This window comes from Pseudonocardia hierapolitana, from assembly GCF_007994075.1.
GTDB classification, from domain to species: Bacteria; Actinomycetota; Actinomycetes; order Mycobacteriales; family Pseudonocardiaceae; genus Pseudonocardia; species Pseudonocardia hierapolitana.
Genome location: NZ_VIWU01000001.1, coordinates 5,619,038 through 5,637,318, shown reverse-complemented (window position 1 = coordinate 5,637,318; position 18,281 = coordinate 5,619,038). Strand labels below are relative to the sequence as shown.

16 protein-coding genes are annotated in these 18,281 nt (G+C 74.4%); 4 read left to right on the top strand and 12 right to left on the bottom strand.

Features of this window, described 5'->3' with window-relative positions; translation table 11 throughout:
• The first annotated feature begins 79 nt into the window (after positions 1-79).
• A complete protein-coding gene (locus FHX44_RS26790) occupies positions 80-1,369 on the top strand; it encodes an FAD-binding protein (protein WP_212612650.1) in 1,290 nt (429 codons plus the stop codon).
• On the opposite strand, the gene FHX44_RS26785 is transcribed toward FHX44_RS26790, so the two are convergent.
• The 6 genes from FHX44_RS26785 to FHX44_RS26760 all read right to left on the bottom strand — a co-directional run bounded on the left by FHX44_RS26785 (position 1,354) and on the right by FHX44_RS26760 (position 8,765).
• Complete coding sequence (locus tag FHX44_RS26785) at positions 1,354-2,577, bottom strand: MFS transporter (protein WP_147258336.1); 1,224 nt, start codon at positions 2,575-2,577, stop codon at positions 1,354-1,356. The two genes, FHX44_RS26790 and FHX44_RS26785, sit on opposite strands and share 16 nt — an antisense overlap.
• Positions 2,578-2,677: 100 nt before the next feature.
• Positions 2,678-4,078, bottom strand: a complete 1,401-nt coding sequence (locus FHX44_RS26780; protein ID WP_147258335.1) for a helix-turn-helix transcriptional regulator — start codon at positions 4,076-4,078, stop codon at positions 2,678-2,680.
• On the bottom strand, positions 4,075-5,547 hold the full coding sequence (locus FHX44_RS26775; RefSeq protein ID WP_147258334.1) for a dynamin family protein: 1,473 nt from the start codon (positions 5,545-5,547) through the stop codon (positions 4,075-4,077). The genes FHX44_RS26780 and FHX44_RS26775 overlap by 4 nt, the downstream gene beginning before the upstream one ends.
• A complete protein-coding gene (locus tag FHX44_RS26770) occupies positions 5,544-7,361 on the bottom strand; it encodes a dynamin family protein (RefSeq protein ID WP_147258333.1) in 1,818 nt (605 codons plus the stop codon). Before FHX44_RS26770 ends, FHX44_RS26775 begins: the two co-directional genes overlap by 4 nt.
• A gap of 43 nt (positions 7,362-7,404) precedes the next feature.
• Positions 7,405-8,160: an IniB N-terminal domain-containing protein gene (locus FHX44_RS26765; protein WP_147258332.1), complete on the bottom strand. Its 756-nt coding sequence runs from the start codon at positions 8,158-8,160 to the stop codon at positions 7,405-7,407.
• Between the two features lie 83 nt (positions 8,161-8,243).
• A complete protein-coding gene (locus tag FHX44_RS26760) occupies positions 8,244-8,765 on the bottom strand; it encodes a hypothetical protein (RefSeq protein WP_147258331.1) in 522 nt (173 codons plus the stop codon).
• 239 nt (positions 8,766-9,004) lie between these two features.
• Here FHX44_RS26760 and FHX44_RS26755 point away from each other — a divergent pair, with 239 nt between their 5' ends.
• Positions 9,005-10,708, top strand: coding sequence for an Hsp70 family protein (locus FHX44_RS26755; RefSeq protein ID WP_170309056.1), 1,704 nt, complete (start codon positions 9,005-9,007; stop codon positions 10,706-10,708).
• Positions 10,709-10,757: 49 nt separating this feature from the next.
• Here the strand turns inward: FHX44_RS26755 and FHX44_RS26750 are convergent, their stop codons facing one another.
• The 3 genes from FHX44_RS26750 to FHX44_RS26740 form a co-directional block, all read right to left on the bottom strand.
• Positions 10,758-12,833, bottom strand: a complete 2,076-nt coding sequence (locus FHX44_RS26750) for an adenylate/guanylate cyclase domain-containing protein (RefSeq protein WP_212612649.1) — start codon at positions 12,831-12,833, stop codon at positions 10,758-10,760.
• Positions 12,830-13,492 carry a Crp/Fnr family transcriptional regulator gene (locus FHX44_RS26745; protein WP_147258329.1) on the bottom strand — a complete coding sequence of 221 codons (663 nt, stop codon included), beginning with the start codon at positions 13,490-13,492 and terminating at the stop codon, positions 12,830-12,832. Before FHX44_RS26745 ends, FHX44_RS26750 begins: the two co-directional genes overlap by 4 nt.
• 63 nt (positions 13,493-13,555) lie before the next feature.
• Complete coding sequence (locus FHX44_RS26740) at positions 13,556-14,191, bottom strand: RNA polymerase sigma factor (protein ID WP_147258328.1); 636 nt, start codon at positions 14,189-14,191, stop codon at positions 13,556-13,558.
• Between the two features lie 375 nt (positions 14,192-14,566).
• Here FHX44_RS26740 and FHX44_RS26735 point away from each other — a divergent pair, with 375 nt between their 5' ends.
• On the top strand, positions 14,567-15,205 hold the full coding sequence (locus tag FHX44_RS26735) for a hypothetical protein (RefSeq protein WP_147258327.1): 639 nt from the start codon (positions 14,567-14,569) through the stop codon (positions 15,203-15,205).
• The gene (locus FHX44_RS26730) at positions 15,202-15,759 is read left to right on the top strand and encodes a DUF6529 family protein (protein ID WP_147258326.1); all 558 of its coding nucleotides are present in this window, start codon (positions 15,202-15,204) and stop codon (positions 15,757-15,759) included. The genes FHX44_RS26735 and FHX44_RS26730 overlap by 4 nt, the downstream gene beginning before the upstream one ends.
• A 16-nt stretch (positions 15,760-15,775) precedes the next feature.
• Here the strand turns inward: FHX44_RS26730 and FHX44_RS26725 are convergent, their stop codons facing one another.
• Genes FHX44_RS26725 through FHX44_RS26715 form a run of 3 tightly spaced genes read right to left on the bottom strand, consistent with a single transcriptional unit; the run spans position 15,776 to position 18,245 of the window.
• On the bottom strand, positions 15,776-16,243 hold the full coding sequence (locus tag FHX44_RS26725) for a RidA family protein (RefSeq protein ID WP_147258325.1): 468 nt from the start codon (positions 16,241-16,243) through the stop codon (positions 15,776-15,778).
• Positions 16,243-17,394: an aminotransferase class V-fold PLP-dependent enzyme gene (locus FHX44_RS26720; RefSeq protein WP_147258324.1), complete on the bottom strand. Its 1,152-nt coding sequence runs from the start codon at positions 17,392-17,394 to the stop codon at positions 16,243-16,245. The genes FHX44_RS26725 and FHX44_RS26720 overlap by 1 nt, the downstream gene beginning before the upstream one ends.
• Entirely contained in the window at positions 17,391-18,245 is an 855-nt protein-coding gene (locus tag FHX44_RS26715; protein WP_170309055.1) for an acetylxylan esterase, read from the bottom strand. Before FHX44_RS26715 ends, FHX44_RS26720 begins: the two co-directional genes overlap by 4 nt.
• Positions 18,246-18,281: the final 36 nt, after the last annotated feature.

Sequence of the window (18,281 nt, the reverse complement as noted above, 5' to 3'; positions counted from 1 at the left end):
AAACCCGGCTCCAAACCCGGCTCCGCGAGGTGAACTTCGTTCAAGACGGTGCACCCGGCCCGCACCTACCGTCGCCACCGTGTTGACCGCACTCGACGGTGAGATCCACTTCGACGAACCCACCCGGGCGGCCGCCGCCGACGACTTCGGGCACCTCGTGCACCGGACGCCGTACGCCGTCGTGCGCCCGGCCTCGGCTCGGGACGTGGCCTCGGCCGTGCGCTGGGCCGCGCACCGGCGTCGGCGGTTCGCGGCACAGGGATGCCGGCACTCGGTGTTCGGCCGCTCCCAGGCCGACGGCGGGGTCGTCGCCGACATGACGGCGCTGCGGGCCGTCCACGCCGTCGGGGATGATCGCGTCACCGTCGACGCCGGCGCCACGTGGCGCGACGTGCTCGCCGCGACCCTGCCACGCGTCCCGGCCGGGCTCCCCGACTACCTCGACCTGTCGGTCGGCGGCACCCTGGCGGTCGGGGGTGTGGGCGCGCAGATCTCGCGGAGGGGCGCGGTGAGCGACAACGTCCTCGAGATGGAGGTGGTGACCGGGCGGGGCGAGCTCCTCCGGTGCTCCGGCGGGGACCTGTTCGACGCGGTGGGCGCCGGACTCGGTCAGGTCGCAGTCATCACCCGTGCGACGCTCGCCCTCGTCCCCGCACCGGCCCACGTGCGCCGCCACCTGCTGTTCTACCCCGACCTCGCGACGATGCTCGCCGACCAGCGCCTGCTCGCTCGCGACGACCGGTTCGCGGCCGTTCAGGGTGCCGTGCTCGCCGACCCGGCAGGCGGGTGGACGTTCCGGCTCGACGCCGTCGCCGACGGCGACGCCACCCTGACCGGCCTGTCCGACGACCGGCCACGAGCCCAGGTGACCACGTCGACCCAGCTGGACCACCTCGATCGACTCGCCCAGCTCGAACGGGCGCTGCGCGCGAACGGCCAGTGGGACCTCCCGCACCCGTGGCTCACGACGTTCGTGGGCGACGCGCGGATCGAGGCCGTCGTCGCCGCCGAGCTGGACCGGCTGACCCCGGCCGACCTGGGCCCCTTCGGCCAGGTCGTGGTCTCCGCGTTCCCCGGGCGGTCGGTCACCAGCCCGCTGCTGCGCCTTCCCGCCGACGACCTCTGCTTCGCGTTCAACCTGATCCGCGTCCCGACGACCGGTGACACCGCCGACCGGCTCGTCGCCGCCAACCGGGCCGTCTACGAGCGGATCCGGGCCACGGGCGGCACGTTGTACCCGGCGAGCGCGTTGCCGATGTCGCAGGAGGACTGGCGATCGCATTTCGGGCCGGCGTTCGAGCGGTTGCGCGAGGCGAAGGAGACGTTCGATCCGGACCGGATCCTCACGCCGGGCTACGAGGTCTTCTGAGTCGGCTGCTGCTCACCTTGTCCGCCGCGCAGGGCCACCGTCCGGTCGAGGAGGACGGCCAGCGCCGTGACCAGGGCCAGTCCGGCACCGATCCACGGGATCGACGCGATGCCTGCGCCGGCGCCGAGTGCGGCCCCGGCGAACAGGGGGACGAGGCTGATGCCCAGCTGGAACGCCGACACGGCGGTGGCCCCCGCGAGCGTGGGTGCCTCGGCCGCGATCGTGAACACCCGCCCGTAGATGGCGGGGTTCAGCACGAACCCCGCGACGCCGAGCAACAGGACGAGAGCGGCGACGGCCGGCGCCCGGTCTGCGAGCACCGCGAGCAGGACGGACGTCACGCCGATGCCGACCGCGCCGCCCAGCAGCGCGTGGAAGGGACGCTTGTCGGCGATCCGGCCTCCGGCGGAGAGGCCGAGGAACGCGCCGATCCCGAACACCGTGAGGATCGGCGGCACCCACACCGCCGGGACGCCGGTGGCGTCGGTCAGGAACGCCGCGAGGTAGTTGTAGGAGACCATGTAGGCGGCGGTGCTCAGGAGCGTCACGCCGTAGACGAGCCACAGCTGCGGCCGCGCCATCGTGCGCAGCTCCCGTCGGACGCCCGGTTTCCCGCCCGCCCGGGTCTCGGGCACGGCGACGAGGGTCGCGACCGCACCGACGGCGGTGAGCGCGACCACGGCCCAGAACCCGCCCCGCCACCCCGTGAAGTGGCTGAGCAGTGCGCTCGCCGGCCCGCCGGCGATCATGGCGAGGCTGAGCCCGCTCACGACCACACCGGATGCGCGGGCGGTGCGCTCGGGGGTGACGAGCCCGATCGCGGTGACGGCGGCGGCCGCCCAGAAGCCTGCGTAGGCGAGACCGGACACGAACCGCGTGACCAGGATGAGGCCGTAGTGGTCGGTGAGGAGGCCGGTCGCCACGGAGGCTGCGAAGACGACCTGCGCGGTGACCAGCGTGATCCGTCGCGGCAAGCGGAGGGTCGCGACGGCCAGCAGCGGCCCGCCGATGACGACGCCGACCGCGAAGGCCGAGATCATCGCGCCGGCGGACGGCAACGTGATGCGCAGGTCGTCCGCGATCGCGGGCAGGACACCGGCGACGAGGAACTCCGCACTCCCCATCGCGAACAGGCTGCCCGCGAGCAGGTAGACGGCCAGTGGCAGCGGCCCGCGCTCGGCCATCCGCGGCGAGGTTCGAACACTCATGACCACAGGCTGGGCCCGGTCACGGCGGACCCCAAGATTCGTTGCCGTTACCGGGACGTCCCTCCGGCCCGCCGTCGCGAGCCGCCGCACCGCCGTCCCGTCAGAGCCGGGACCTGAGTGCGGACATCAACTCCGCTCGGCCCGCCACCGACAGCTTCTGGCGCAGACGCGCGACGTGCTGTTCCACCGTCTTCGGCGAGATGTAGAGGCGGGCGCCGATCTCGCGGTGGGTGTGGCCGTCGAGGATCAGCCTGCCGATCTCGCGTTCGCGCTCGGAGAGGCCGTCCGGCCCGGCCCCCCGATCCCGGCCACCCCGGCCCCGCCATCCGCGACCCGCTCCCAGCAGCTCGCGGGTGGCCGCCGGATCGTCGGTCCGCCGGGCCGCCGCGGCGCAGAGGGCGGCCGCCTCCCAGGGCCGCCCGGCCGCCACGAGCCGGTCCCCGGCCTCGCGCACGGCGGTCGGGTCGACCCGTCCGCCCAGCACCTCCACCCAGGCCCGCACGCCGGCGGCCGTCGCGTCCAGGTAGGCCGATCCACCGGGGATCGTGGCCGGAGCGGCGCAGGCGGAGCCGGTGGCAGCCGCCCGCTGCACCTGCCACCACGATCCGGACGCGACGGCCCACGCCGGCCGCCCGGCACGCTCGATCACGCCGTCGATCCCGGCGGCGATCGCCGCCGCGGCCGGCGCGGCCACGGTGGCCGCGGAGACCGACAGCTCGCCCCAGACGTCGACGAGCAGGATCTCCACGTCCGCGCCGGCGACGACCGGGGCGATGCGGTGCCACGTCCTCGCCACGAGCGCCGGGTCGGTGGTCCGGCGGGCGAGCCCGGCGCTCACGGCCGCCGCCAGCAGGGCGTCGCGGCGCAGCGCCGGGCGTCCGGCGGCCGCGGCGAGCCCGGCACGCGCCTCGGCGAAGCGCCCGGCACGCAGGTCGAGCCAGGCCGCGAGCAGCAGGCGCCGCAGGCCGGGCGGGCTGTCGTGGGCGGCCAGCATGGCGCGCGCGGTGTCGTCGTCACCGCTCGCGAGCACCACCTCCACGGCGAGATCGGGCCACGGTTCCACCGCGAACGGGTCCGGCGGGACGGTGGCCGCGGCCAGCCCGGCGAGCCGGGTCGCGGCGCCGGCGAGGTCACCGCCGACCGCGTCGAGCACGGCCTGCACCCCGTTCAGCAGCACGGCCACGCCGCGCGGTGCGGGATGCGCGAGCCCGCCGCGGGCCCTGCCGAGCTCGGCGGCCGCCGCGTCCCGGTCGCCGGCGAGCGCGGCCGTCAGCGCGGCCCGCCCGCGGGCCTCGACCGCGGCCACCCCGTCGACCATCTCCGCGACCCCGCGCCAGCGCGCCGTGGCATCGCCCAGCGCGCCGTCCGCGGCCGCGGCGGCCGCCGCCACCCCGGCCGCCCGCGGCTCCGTCGCCGCGGCGAGCGCCCGGTCCGCCGCCGCGATCGCGGCGATCGCGTCCCCGGCACGCCACGCGCGCTCCGCCAGTGCAGCGTCGTTCATCGGCTCCCCCCGCCGCTCGTGACGAGCATGCCTTCACACGTGCGCACGACGACCCGGCACGCGTCCGCGGCACCGCGCCGCAACATCGGGTTGGCGGCGTGGTGCTGCCATCGGGTCACCGCGGCGCCGGCCGCGGCGCGCACGGACCCGGCGTCGGCGTCGCCGGGCAGCCCGAGCCGGGCGGCCGCGCTGCGCCCGGCGTCGCCGAGCAGCCGCTCGGCCTCGGCCACCAGCTCCTTGGGCAGCCGCACGGCACCGGCCTTGAGCGCACCGAGCGTCCGCAGCTCGGTGAACTCGTGGGCGCCGGCCAGCACGCGTTCGAGCTCGGCCGCGAGCGGACCGGTGCGCCCCCCGCCGGCACGCACCACCGACTCGACGGCCAGCAGCGCCGAGCGCGCCTTGAGCACGTCACGCCGCTCCGCGAACTGGACGCGCAGCACCCGCTGGAGCTCGGGCAGGCCGCTGCGGTCGACGAGCTCGGTGGCCAGGGCGTCCGCGGTGCGGGTGCCCTGCCGGACGAGGGAGACCGCGAGCCGGGTCCCGTACATGCCGAACCGGCGCAGCAGCTGCTCCCGCGACGGCCCGGCGGGGAGTGGCTCGCCGCCCAGGAACCGGTCGACCGACAGGAGCGAGCGGTCCAGCTCCTCGCGCGGGACGGCCGCGAGCGCGGCGAGCGCCTGGTACTCGGCCTGGCGCAGGGTGCGTCCGGTCTGGGCCAGCAGCCCGGCCACCGCGACGACGTCCTGGCACAGCGCCCGCACCGCGGGTTCGCCGCGGTAGCGCTGCGCGATCGCGCGGGCCGAGAACATCGCATCGACGCGCCCCGCACCGATCTCGTCGGCCCGCGAGATCACCGCCACCGCGTTCACCGAGGCCGCCTTGGCCACGCCCTGGTCGCGGAACGACTCGAGGAACTGCGCGTCGGCGGTGTGCAGGTGGCGCATGAGGTAGACGACGGCGTCGGCCTCGGTCGGCGCCTCGTCGTCCGGATCGAGGAAGGTGAGGGTGCGGCGCGAGTTCTCCGCGGTGAGCGACGCGATGCCGGGCGTGTCGATCAGGGTGAGGGTGCGCAGGCCCGACGACGGCCAGTCGACCACCACCCGGTCCAGGTCCTCGGCCGGCGTCGACCCGAGGTCGATGACGAGCGCGCCGTCCTCCCGCGCGACGGTCAGCGGCACCGCGGGACCGCGCTGCGGGTGCATGACGACCCGCGGCGTGCGCCCGTCCCGGAACCAGGTGACGACCTTGGTGCACTCGCCCGCGTCGGTCGGCGCCAGCAGGTCCCCGACCAGGGCGTTGAGCAGTGTCGACTTGCCCGCTTTGACCCGGCCGGCGATCGCCACCCGCAGCGGCTCGTCGAGCCGGTCGAGGTGGCGGTGCAGCAGGGCCGCGGTCTGCGGGTGCCCACCGTGGGACTGCAGCGCCATGCCGAGCAGCCGGCGCGCGGCCTGCGTCAGCGAGGTGCTCATGAGCGCACCAGCGCTTCCGCTTCCCGGCGCACCGCGACGAGGCGCTCCAGCTCCGAGCGCAGCTCGGGCAGCCGCCGCTCGCGCTCGCTGGTGGACGCCTTCACGGCGCGCTCCGCCGCCCGCAGCGACTCCTGCAGCGACCGGTTCAGCTGCTCGGCCTGGGCGGTGAAGTGGTCGCGCAGGTCGCGCTGGACGAGCCGCAGCCGGTCGCGGGAGTCCTTCCCGAGCTGGAACGTCACGTCGTCGACGTAGCGCTTCACCGCGGCACGGGCCTCGGTCTGGCGCTTGGTGATCCTGCGCTTGCGCTCGTCGCCGATGGACTTGCTCCCCATCGCGATGCCCGCGCCGACCGTGATCGGGTTGATCATCGAGAGCCCGACGAGGGTGCCGAGCATCCCGAACATCAGCATCCCCATGTAGCCGCCGCGGACACCGGTGAGCACCTTGCCGCCGAGACCCCACTTCTCGTCGGTGCGGATGGCGAGCGGGCGCACCGAACGCAGGGCGTCGGAGGCGTCGGACCGCAGGGCGGGCAGCATCTGGTCCTGCTCGTCGGAGAAGTGCCGGGCCACCCGCTCGGCCAGCTCCCTCGCCCGCTGCGTCGCCCAGATGAAGTTCGCCGACGCCGCCCCGACCACCTCCTGGTGCACCCACCGGGAGAACTCCGGCCACGACGGGGCCGGGTCGCCGCCGTTCGTGATCTCCTCGTCGGCCGTCCGCGTGATCTCGCGCATCCGCCCCTTGAGGTCGTGGTCGATGTCGGCGTTGAGGTCGGCGACCCCGTCGTTCAGCCGTTGCTGCCAGCGCGCCGAACGCTCCTTGAGCTCGGCCGCGCGCCCGCGAGCCGCCACCAGCCGGGCGACGAGCGCCTTCGCGTCCTCCGGGTCCTGCTGGGCGGCGAGCTCCGCCTCGAGGCTGCCGGCGATCTGCCCGGTGACGGCCAGCACGTCGTGCGCCACCGACCGGCGGGCCAGCCGGTCGGCTCCGGCGAGCACCTCGTGGCGCAGGACCTTCACCAGCTCCGGGAAGCCCGACTCGGCGTTGACCTCGGTGTCGCCCGACCGGATGGCCTCCCAGCGCAGGGTGGACGACACCGGGAAGAGCGGCGCGGCGATACCCGCCTTCTCCAGGTGCTCCCGGTCGATGTCGGCGATGCGCCGCCACTCCGGGTAGAGGTCGGTCTTGGTGAGCACGCACAGCACGTTCGGGCACACGGCCGCGGCCTGGGCGAGGAACGCCAGCTCGGGAGCGGTGAACTCCTGGGAGGCGTCCGACACCAGCACCACGGCGTCGGCGGTGGGGAGCGCGGCGGTGGTCGCGGCGCTGTGCGCGGACGAGAGACCCCCGACCCCGGGCGTGTCCACGACCTCCAGCCCGCCCGACAGCACCGGGCGCGGCAGCCCGACCTCGACCTGTACGAGCCCGTCCCGGCCGGTGCGCTCGCCGGACTCCGAGACGTGGGCCGCGAGCTCCTCGACACCGACCGCGACCCGCTCGGTGCGCGCGTCCGACGGATCGTCGCCCGGTCCGGCGGGCAGCCTGCGGACGAGGGTGACCGCCAGCTCCTCCGAGTGGTGCACCGCCGTGGGCACGGCAGTGGCGATGTCATCGGAGACCGGGCACACCGGCGCCGCGACCAGCGCGTTCACGAGCATGCTCTTGCCCTGCTTGAACTCGCCGACGACGAGCACCCGCACGCGCTCGTCGGTCAACCGGTCCCGCGCCGTCCGCAGGCGGGACGTCAGGTCGGGACGGTCGTAGCGGGCGAGCGCCGCCAGCGCCAGATCGACGACCTCCACCGGGCTGCGTGTCATGTGGCACCTCCACGGTTCACCCGGCCCGCCGCCCGGCGGCGCCTCAGATGACGGCCGCGTCGAGCGCCGGGTCGGGGTCCCCCTCCTCAGCCGGATCGGCCTCGACCGAGTCCGCCACCCCGTCGTCGACGTCGTCGAGATCCGCCGGTACGTCCTCGGCGGGCTCGGCCGGCGCGGTGTCGATCGGCGCGGTGTCGATCGGCGCGGCGTCGATGGGCGTGGTGTCGATGGGCGTGGTGTCGATCGGTGCGACTTGTTCCGGCTCGTTCCCCTCGGGCGCCGGGATCTCGGCGCCCGGCCCGGTTACGGCGGCCGCGGGCGGTGGGTTCACCCCGGGAGCCGGTTCGCCGCCGTCGACGATCGTCCGGTTCGCCTGGATCGCGACGACGTCGGTGGTGCTCGAGTCGTTGAACGAGTCCTGGATCACGGTGACGTCGTCGTCGGAGACGGTCGTGTTCTGGACGACGAGGGTGTCGCGGTCGTCGATGGCGACGACGGTCTGCTCGAAGAAGTCGGGGGCCGGAGGTGGCGGCGGCGGCGCGGGTGCGGGCTCGAAGTTGTCCTCGGTGAACCGGATCTCGCGGATCGGGTCGTCGCCGCCCGGCGGGGGGTCGTCGCCGACGGGCCGGGCACCGCCCCGCTCGGCCAGCTCGAGGCGGGCGTCGCGCACGTCCTGGGCGGTCACGCCCTCGAGCCCGCGGTCGGCGAGCACACCGTCGGGGTCGCGTTCGAACGCGGCCTTCGTCTCCTCGTCGCGGAGCAGGTCGAGCAGGAAGTCGATCACGTCTTGCATGGTCATGCCGGGCTCCTACCTCGTGGCACGGGAACCGGCCCCGCCCGGGTGCGGGCGGGGCCGGTGCGGATTCGTGGTCGAAGGCGACGTCAGACGTCGATCTCCTCGACCTCCTCCTCCTGGTCGGCCTCGTTGTCGGCGTCCAGGTCGGCATCCGCGTCCTGCTCGCCCTCGAGGTCCTGGTCGAGGTTGTTGGACTGGTTGTTCTCCTGCTCGGCCTCGACCTCGACGTCCGCATCGGCGTCGCCGCCGCTCGCGTCGGCGACACCACCGAAGCCACCGGCACCTCCGACGCTCGCGGCGTCGCCGGCGTCGTTGCCGTCGAAGGCGATGTTGACCTCGCCGTCCTGCCTGAAGTCACCGGTCGAGCCACCGATGGCGAAGCTCTCGCCACCGTCACCACCGTCGGCGGAGGCGTTGCCGCCCGCGCCGCCGATGGTGTTGGTGTCGGTGTCGGTGGCCTGGACCTGCTCGGACACCTGCGGCCCGACCTCCTGCGTCCCGACCAGCGCCTGCTCCTGGTTCTGCGGGGCGGCCTGGGCGATGGTCTGGTCGATGTCCTCGGTGAGCTCGCTGATGAAGCTGTCGAGGTTGCTCAGCGGGTTGCTCATTCGGGTTCCTCCACGTTTCGTTCTGGCACGGCCGTCATCGGCTGCGACTGAAGTTAGGTCCGCGCCGAGGCCCCGCCATCCGGTCGCAACCCCGTCCTTCGCCCCCTTGACCAGGGGATTTCCGGGTGCGGTGCGGGACCGCCCCGGGATTGGCCCGGTACCTGCCGCAGGTGCTGAACCCCGCCGGACGTGCCGTCGTAGGCAGGGGGATGGCGGGACCGGCCACGCGAGGAGGGGTGATGGCGTACCAGGTGGGTGTCGATCTCGGGACGACGTGGACGGCGGTGGCCGTGTGCCGTTCCGGTGGCCCGGCGGAGCTGGTGCAGCTGGGCGAGCGGGCGCCTGCCGTCCCGACCGTGGCTTTCGTCGGTGACGGCGGCGAGTTCGGGATCGGGGAGATCGCCGAACGCCACGCGGCCGCCGAACCCGCGCGCGTGGTGGAGGAGTTCACCCGGCGCATCGGCGATCGCACGCCGATCGTGGTGAACGGCGAACCGGTCGCGCCCGAGGCGCTCGCGGCCCGGTTCGTCGGCCATCTCCTGCATCGCGTGGCGGCGCAGGAGGGCGGCCCGGCGGCCGGCGTGGCCCTCACCCACCCCGCCGCGTGGGGCCCGCACAAGCTGGGGTTGCTGCGCGACGGGCTGGCCGGGCACGGCCTGCCCGGCGTGGTCCTGCTGCCCGAGCCGCAGGCCGCCGCGATCGGGTACGCGAGTGTCGCGCGGGTGGAGCCCGGCAGCGTGATCGCCGTCTACGACCTCGGCGGCGGCACCTTCGACGCCGCGGTCCTGCGCACCGCCGACCGCGCCGGTGGGGTCGAGCTGCTCGGTCGCGCCGAGGGGATCGACCGGTTGGGCGGCCTCGACTTCGACGAGGCCGTGTTCGAGCACGTGCAGGCCGAGCTCGGCGACGAGTGGGACGGCCTCGACCCGGCCGACGGCATGGTGCTCGCCGCGGTGGCCGGGCTGCGGCGGGAGTGCATCGCGGCGAAGGAGGCGCTGTCCCAGGACACCGAGGCGACCATCACGGTGGCGCTCCCGGGTGTGCACCGGCTGGTCCGGCTGGACCGCGCCCGGTTCGAGGAGATGATCCGGCCCGCCGTCGAGGAGACGGTGGCCGCGCTCGGCCGCGCGGTCACCTCTGCCGGCCTCCCCGGCGGTGTCGTCCCGACGGTCGTGCTCGCAGGCGGATCGTCGCGGATCCCGCTCGTGCGCACGCTCGTGGAGCGCGAGCTGGGCCTGCCCACCGCGGCGGGCATCGACCCGAAGGGCGTGATCGCCCTCGGTACCGCCCTCGCCGCCCGCGACGCGAACCCCGCCAGCGAGCCGTCGACCACGGTGACGACAACCGCGGACGACGTGTTGCCAGCCGAATCTCCGGCGCTCGTCCCCCCACCGGTCGGGGTCCGTCCGTTCCGCGAGCCCGATGCCGCGCGGCCCAGGGGAAGGTTGCCGGTCGTGCTCGGCGCGGCCGCCTCGGGTGTGCTCGCGCTGGTGATCGGGGGGAGCCTGTTCGCCTACGTCGCCCAGAACCAGCCGGTCACCCCCGTGGGCTCGACCGCGGTGGCGTCCACGCCGGCGAGCACGTCGCCCGGCGCGCCGAGGCCGGCCCCGCCGGCCGTCGCCCCGCCCACCGCGGCACCGCCCGCCGCGCGTCCCCAACCGCGGGAGCAGCCACCGCAGGAGGTGCGGCGGACGACGGTAGCGCCGACACCGGCCGCCGCGACCACGACGACCGCTCCCCCGGAGGAGGAGGCGCTCCAGCCGGAGGGGACGACCGCCCCGCCCGACGACGGCGATCGCGAAGGTGCCGGCGACCGTGCCGCCGACGGTGACGGCGCCGGTGACGGTGGCGGCGACGGTGACGAGGCCCCGCCCGTCGCCGCGGATCCCCCGGCCGACGAGGTGGAGAACGGGGAGACGGCCCCACCGGCCACCGAGGGCTGAGTCAGACGAGGGCTGGGTCAGACGAGGGCTGGGTCAGACGAGGGCTGGGTCAGGCCAGGCGCCGCGGCTCGCGGATCTCCTCGAGCACGAAGCAGTCGACCGGATCCCGCTTGCCCGCCACCCGCACGGCGCGCCGCTCGGAGATGCGGGCAGCGTCGCCGAGCCGAGCCGCCGTGGCCGCCGCGACGACGACCGTGCCCGGCTCGGCGACCCCCTCCAGCCGGGCCGCGAGGTTGGTGGTGTCGCCGATCGCGGTGTAGTTGCGCATCTGGGCCGCGCCGATGTTGCCGACGAGGGCCGGCCCGGTGTTGATCCCCACCCGGAACCGCGGCCAGTCGTCGCGCCCCGCTGCCGCGGCCTCCACCGCGCGGTGCAGTCCCAGGCCGGCGCGTGCGGCGCGCAGCGCGTGGTCGGGCTGGCGGGTCGGCGCGTTGAAGATCGCCATGACGGCGTCGCCGACGAACTGCACCACGGTGCCGCCGTTCCCGAGGATCACCGGGACGATCGCGCCGTAGTAGGTGTTGAGCATCCCGACCACCGCCTCGGGCGTGCTCCGCTCGGAGAACGGGGTGAACCCGCGCAGGTCGGCCATGAGCACGCTGACCTCCACCACCCGGCCGCCGAGGCCTGCCTGGTCGGGGTCGGCGACGAGCGCCGTGGCCACCGCAGGGGAGATGTAGGAGCGGAAGAGGCCGTCGAGCTGCGCGTACAGCCGGGCGTTCTCGAGCGTGACCGAGAACTGGCTGGCCAGCGACGTGAGCACGGCCCGCTCCGCCTCGGAGAACCCGCCGGCGGGGCGGTGGGCCTCCAGCACGCCCGCGGCCTTCCGCTTCACCGCGATCGGCAGGGCGAACGTCGAGCCGTCGGGTGAGACGGTGGGCCGCAGCGTGGACAGCACGGTGAGGGTGGCCGCGTCGCGTGCGGGTGCCCGGTCGGTGAACGCGACGGCGCCGTCCCGGACGAGCCCGAAGCGCAGCCGGTCGCGCCGGAACGCCGCCGCCGCCACGGCCAGGACCTCGTCCATGAGCTGGAGCTCGCCCCGGATCACGCTCGCCCGCTCGCCGATGGTGACCAGCCCGCCCAGCTTGCGCGTCTGCTCCCGCTCGCGGCCCAGCGCCTCGGCGCTCTCCTGCAGCACCGCCAGCTGCCGTTCGGTGAGCCCGAACCTGTGCGCGACCTCGGCGCCGATCACGGCACGGGAGTCGCCGGGCTCGCCGTCGGCGCGCCTGCGCAGCGCGTCGACCATCTCCTCGAGCGCCCGCGAGTACTCCCGCTGCAGCGCCGTGATCGTCTGCTGCAGGGTCATGCTGTCGAAGAGGCCGAGGGCCGACCCTTCCCTGCGGAACTGGGCGTGCACGCTCACCGCGATCAACACGAACGCGGCGACCATGAGCACGTGCCACTCCCACCAGGTCAGCCGCCAGCTGCGGGAGAGCGCCACGGCGAGCATCGCCTCGCCGAGCAGCACGAACGCGGTGAGCACGCTGAGCAGCAGGACGCTCGGGCGGCGCCGGTACAGCAGCAGGTACCGCGCTGCGGCGGCCAGGTAGAACACGGTCCCGGCCGAGGCGGCCAGCGCCGCCACCCAGTGCGTCTCGATGACGTCCGGTGAGACGTCCAGCGGGGGCAGCCGGCCGAACGCCAGTACCGACCAGCCGATCAGGAGCACCCACGGCAACGCGGCGAGCAGCCATTGCCAGCGCATCAACCGCTCCGCCGCGGCCGTGCGCAGCTGCGCCGCCGACGCGAGCGCGGCCACCGACCCGAGCAGGAGGCCGAACGGCGTGGACGCCACGAACCCGGCGTTGCGGGCCTGGAGGATCAGGCCCGGCGTGGCGAGCGCGTGCACCGCGAGGAATCCGGCGTTGACCTGGAACACCAGCGAGACGAGGAACAGGCGCGCGTCCCTGCGCCTGCGCACCGCGCGCATCATCACCACGGCGAGCGCGAAGCACACGGCCGCGGTGCCGAGCACGAGCCAGAAGTGCACGCCGTGGTGCTCGTAGTGCGCGTCCAGCTCGGGGCGGGCCAGCAGCACCACCAGCCCCAGCAGCGGTACGGCAACCGGCGCGAGCCAGGTGATCAGCCGCGCGGTGGCGACGGGTGGCGCCGCGGGCGTCGTCACCGCCCGGCCCGATCCAGTGCGAGCCGATCCCGCACCACGATCCGGCCCCTGCTCAGGCTCAGCACGCCCTGCGCGGCGAGCTCCTGGAGCACCTTGTTGGTGGTGGCCCGCGTGGTGCCGGCCATGCCGGCGAGGTCGTCCTGGGTGAGGCGGATCTCCGCGCTGCCCGTCGCGCCCGGGTACAGACCGGCCAGCCGGGCGAGCTGGCGGGCCACCCGGGCGTCCACCGGCAGGTAGAGCGCCTCGAGCACCATCGACGACAACCTCCGGACGTGGCCCGCGAGCGTCTCGGTGAGGAACCGGTCGATGTGCGGGTGGTGGCGGCGCAGCTCGTCGAGCTGGGCGCGGGTCAGGCTCAGCGTGTGCGCCTCCTCCAGCGCGACGACCGTGGCGGTTCGCAGGGACGCCGGGTCGAGCAGGGCGAGCTCGCCGAACGTGTCGCCGGGGCCGAGCAGTGCGAGGGTGGCACTGTGCCCCAGCGGCGTGGTGACGTGCACCGCCAAGCGGCCGGACATCACGATGTGGAACGTGTCCCCGGGGTCCCCCTCGTGGCAGACGATCTCGCGCGCACGGAAGCGGCGTGGGCGGCTCGTGGCGATCAGACGTTCTCGGGCGGCCTCGTCCAGACCTTGGAGCAACGACGGATGGGCTCGAGTCATGCGTGTCCCCCCATGCGCGTGGTCCGACGATAGGACGCGGCGCACGGGGCGGCTATCCGCTGCTCAGTGCATGGTGGTGTTTCGGCGTGGGTGCGGCGTGCGGACAGGGCTCCTGCGGGCAGGCTCGCCGTCGAGCTGCGCGCGCAACGCGCGCAGCGCGTAGTAGACGCGGCTCTTCGCCGTGCCGAGCGGGATGCCCAGCCGGGCTGCGGCCTGCTCGTAGGTCAGCTCCTCGATGAAGATCGCGGTCAGGACGGCGCGACCGTCGGGAGTCAGCCCGGCGAGCCCCCGGTACACCTGCTCGGCGGTGTCGTAGCGGGCGAACGTGTCGGACGGGTCGGCGACCTGCCCTGCCTGGTCGGCCTCCGCGTACAGCGCCGGACGGCGGCCGCGGCCACGAACGGCGTCGATGACGGCGTTGCGGGCGATCGCGAAGAGCCACGTGCGCAGGCGGGCGACGCGGTCGCGCACCTCCCCGTCCGGGGCCCGGAAGTCGGAGCAGTGGCGCCACGCCCGCAGGAACACGTCCTGGGTGATCTCCTCCGCGAGCCCGTGGTCGGCGAGCGCCTTGCGGCAGTATCCGGTGAGCTCGCCGGCGAGCGCGGCGTGCGCCTGGGCGAACCCGTCCTCCGTGCACAGGCGGGCACAGGACGGGGCGCAGGAGTTGCTGGTGGGGGCGTTGAGTTCGAGTGTCGGCATGGTCGGCGGTCCTAGGTCGAGGGACGGGTGCGTCGCTCGGGGGCGCCGCAACTCTCGCCTTCGGGGACCGGTCCGGTCTGTCAGCGAGCCGACACTCGCCGCGTACTCGCGCACACACTCGAACTCTCGAACGGCCGGCCACGTATACGTGCCATGAGCGGCCGCCCCGTGGCATGCCGGACGTGGCAGGACACCGTCGTCGACGTCGTGATCGGCACCGCCCCGCCGGCGCGAGCCCGGGCGTTCCGCCGGCACCGGACCTGCTGCAGCGCCTGCCGGAGCGAGTACGCGTCCGCACTGTCGCTCGCCACCGTGCTGGGTAACGGCGGCGACGCCGCTCCGAATCCTGGGGGGAGCCCATCCGAGGGAGTGCCGATGAAAGGCCGTCGAGGGCCGCTGCTGACCCTGCTCGCCATGGCCGGCCTCGCCGGCGCGCTGCTGGGCGTCAACACCTCCGGGGAGCCGGCGCCCCCTCCTGCGCCGGCCGCGGCGCCCACCGTGGCACCGGCTCCCACCGATGCGCCCCCGACCACGCCGGCGGTCCGGTCCGAGGTCGCCTACGCAGGCCGGACCGCCGGGAACGAGGCCACCATCGCGATCGCGATGAAGGACGGAAGCGCCGTGGCCTACCTGTGCGACGGCAAGAAGATCGAGGCCTGGCTCGAGGGCACGGTCGAGGGGTCGACGCTCTCGCTCCAGGGGTCCGACGGCGCCACCGTCAGCGGTGAGCTGAGCGACGGCGCGGTGTTCGGCGAGGCGGCCGCGAAGGGCAAGAAATGGCCGTACTCCGCGGCGCTCGCCACCCCGCCCGCCGGCGCGTACCGGGGCCGGGTCTCGGTCGAGGGGGTGCAGAAGCGGATCGGCTGGAACGTGCTCCCCGACGGCACCGTCACCGGCATCGTCAGCGACGCGAACGGGGTGGCCCCGGCGCCACCGCTCGACCCGACGGCCCGGATCGCGTCACTCGACGGCGTGCCGGTCGACGTCGAACTCGTGACCGGGAGGACGGAATGACGCACAGCTCGCCACCCGCCGCCCGCGCCACCGCGGTCGTGGTCGTCCCGGTGGCGATCGGGGTCCTGGTCGCCGTGGCGCTGGGGGTCTACGGCCGTCTCCACGAACCCGCCCTCTTCTCCGTCAACGTGGCCGGCTTCTCCAGCCCGGGCGCGGTGAAGTCCTGGCTGGCGACGGTCGCGTTCGTCCTCGCGCTGGTCCAGCTCGGTTCCGCGCTGGTCATGTGGGGCAAGGTCCCCGGCGTCGCCGCGCCGCCGTGGATCGGCGGGCTGCACCGCTGGTCGGGCCGGCTGGCGGTGCTCGCCACCGTGCCGGTCGCGGTGCACTGCCTCTACGCGCTGGGCTTCGACTGGTCCTCGCCACGCACGCTCGTGCACTCGCTGCTCGGCTGCTTCTTCTACGGGGCCTTCGTCACGAAGATGCTCCTGCTCAGCCGGCCCAACCTGCCCGGCTGGTCCCTTCCCGTGATCGGTGGCCTCACCTTCAGCGCGCTGACCGGGCTCTGGCTCACCGCGTCGGTGTGGTTCTTCACCACCAAGGGCCTGACCTTCTGACGAGAGCGGCGACGTCTCAGCTCCGCACGGCCACGATCAGCTCGATCTCCACCGGCTGGTTCAGCGGCAGGTTGGACGTGCCGATGGCCGATCGGGCGTGCCGGCCGCGCTCGCCGAAGATCTCCACCATCAGGTCCGAGAAGCCGTGCACCACGGCGGGCTGGTCGTGGAAGTCGTCGGCGCTGTTGACGAACGCGAGCGCCTTGACGATGCGGTCCACGCGGTCGAGGTCGCCGAGGTGGTCGCGGATGCTGCGCAGCAGCTGCACGCCGGTGGCGCGGGCGGCGTCGTAGGCCTCCTCGAGGCTGACCTCCGCCCCGACCCGGCCCTTGTAGAGCAGGTTCCCGTCGTTGTCGGCCGGTCCGTGGCCGGAGACGAACAGCAGGTCGCCGTGCTGCACGCACGGCACGAGTCCGGCACCGCGCGCCACCTTGGTGGGCAGCTCGATGCCGGCGGCCTTCAGCCTGTCGTCGACGTCGGACACTAGAGATCCTCCTTGGTTCTCATTCGCAGCAGTCGTTGCAGTTCGGCGAGGACGAGTTCGTCCTCACCGGGCTGCAGGGTCTGCGGGTTGAGTGCGATGGCCCGCGTGCCGTCCGGGGCCACCGCGATCGCGGGGTCGTTGCGCCACAGCGCCCCGATGAGCTCGTCGCGGCTCCACCCCGAGTCCGGGCCGATCTCGACGATCGCGCGGCCGTGCGGCTGGCCCGCCTCGCTCGGGTAGCCCCGGCTGACCGTGATCCCGTCCAGCCCGGACAACCCGAGGATCCACTTCTCGACCGAGGCCTCGTACGCCGCGATCAGTGCCGGTTCGTCCTGCTGGAGGGTCCACTCCACCGCCGCCAGCAACCCGAGCAGCTCCTCCTTGCCGACCTTCATCCCGCGGCCGAGGGAGTGGTTGGGCGCCCCGTTGGCCCGCGCCGCCGCGATCAGCCACTCCTTCCCGACCATGAGGCCGGTAGACTGCGGGCCACGCAGTCCCTTGCCGCCGCTGAAGATCGCCCCGTCGGCCCCGACCTCCGTGGTGAAGTGCCACAGCGAGGACACGGGCGGGATCTGGGCCGCGGCGTCGACCAGCACCGGCACGCCGGCCTTGTGGGCGATCTCCACCACCTGCTCGATCGGCAGCGCCCCGGCGGCGAAGTGCTCGCCCGCGAACCAGAGCACGCACGCCGTGCGGCCGTCGATCGCCGCCTCCAGCTCGGCGGGCTCCGGCCCCACCTCGACGATCCGCACCCCGACCTGACGCACCGCGTAGTCGTACGGGTTGCGCTGGTCGCGGTACATGATGACCGTCTTCTCGCCGGTCCGATCCAGGTAGGGCAGGTCCTCGACGAGGCCGCCGCCCTTCGCGCGGGCGATGCAGGCCGTCACGCCGAGCGTGAGCAATGCCGCCGCACCGTTGGAGACGTACGCCGCCTCGTTGCGGGTGGACTCCGCCAGCCTGCGTCCGACCGCACGACCCAGGTCGACGACGTCGACGAAGTTCCGGGCGGCCGCGGCCATCGCGGGCAGCACCGGCGGCGCCACCAGCGAGCCGCCGAGCCTCGTCAGGGTGGCCGCTGCGTTCACCACCGGGCGCACGCCCAGCTCCGCGTAGACCTCGTTCTGGTACCGGTTCTCGATGGTGGTCATCCCGCTGCCCTGGTGAATCGCGACATCGCCGGCACGCCGAACCGGCCTGCCAGCCAGGCGTCCGCCGCGTCGTTGTCGGCCTGCCCGTGGTGGGTCAGGGTGTAGCGCTGCGCGCCGAGCTCCTCGGCGAGCGTCGAGAGCGGGCTGTCCGCGCCCGGGATCTCGACGCGGGCGGCCGCCGTCACCGCGGGCGCGTGCCGTTCCACGTCGAAGAACGCCAGCGTCCGGCGTACGGCCTCGGCGTCGGTGGGATGCGCCCGAAGGTGGTCGCCGAACTCGGCCGCCGGGTAGTCCGCGTCGGCCTGCTCGGCCGCCCGGTGGAGCAGGGTGCCGGTGAGCTGCAACGCGGCGAACACGGGACGCCGGGCGGCCGTGAGCAGCGCGAGGTCGTCACCGACGGCCGCCACCCGGGAGATGTCGACCTCCGGCAGGCCGGTCAGGTACTCGGCCGCCCGGAGGCAGTCGGCGACGATCCCGCGGTAGACGTAGCCGGCCGGGTCGGCGATCCCGTCGGTCAGCAGGCCCGGGTACGCGGCAGCGTACGGCGAGTCGGCGGTGCGCTGGCCGCGGTGCGCGATCGTCAACGTGACGTACCGGAGCCGGTCGTTGTGGTGCGGCGGGTTGTTCACGCTGCCGTACCGCGGGGTCGTGAGCAGCGCCGGGAACGGCCCCTTCCCCGTCGGCACGCTGAGGTAGCCGAAGATCCGGTACGGGCCGATGCTCGTGAGCCGCACCTCGTAGCCGGTGAAGTCGGCGGTGCACCGGCGCGGGATGCGCTCCAGCACCGGACGCGCCGGCAGCGCGGCCAGCTCGGCGTCGACGGCGTCCCAGTACTCCTCGAACCCGCTCATCGCTCGGCCTCGCTGACGCTCGGCCGGCGCTTCGCG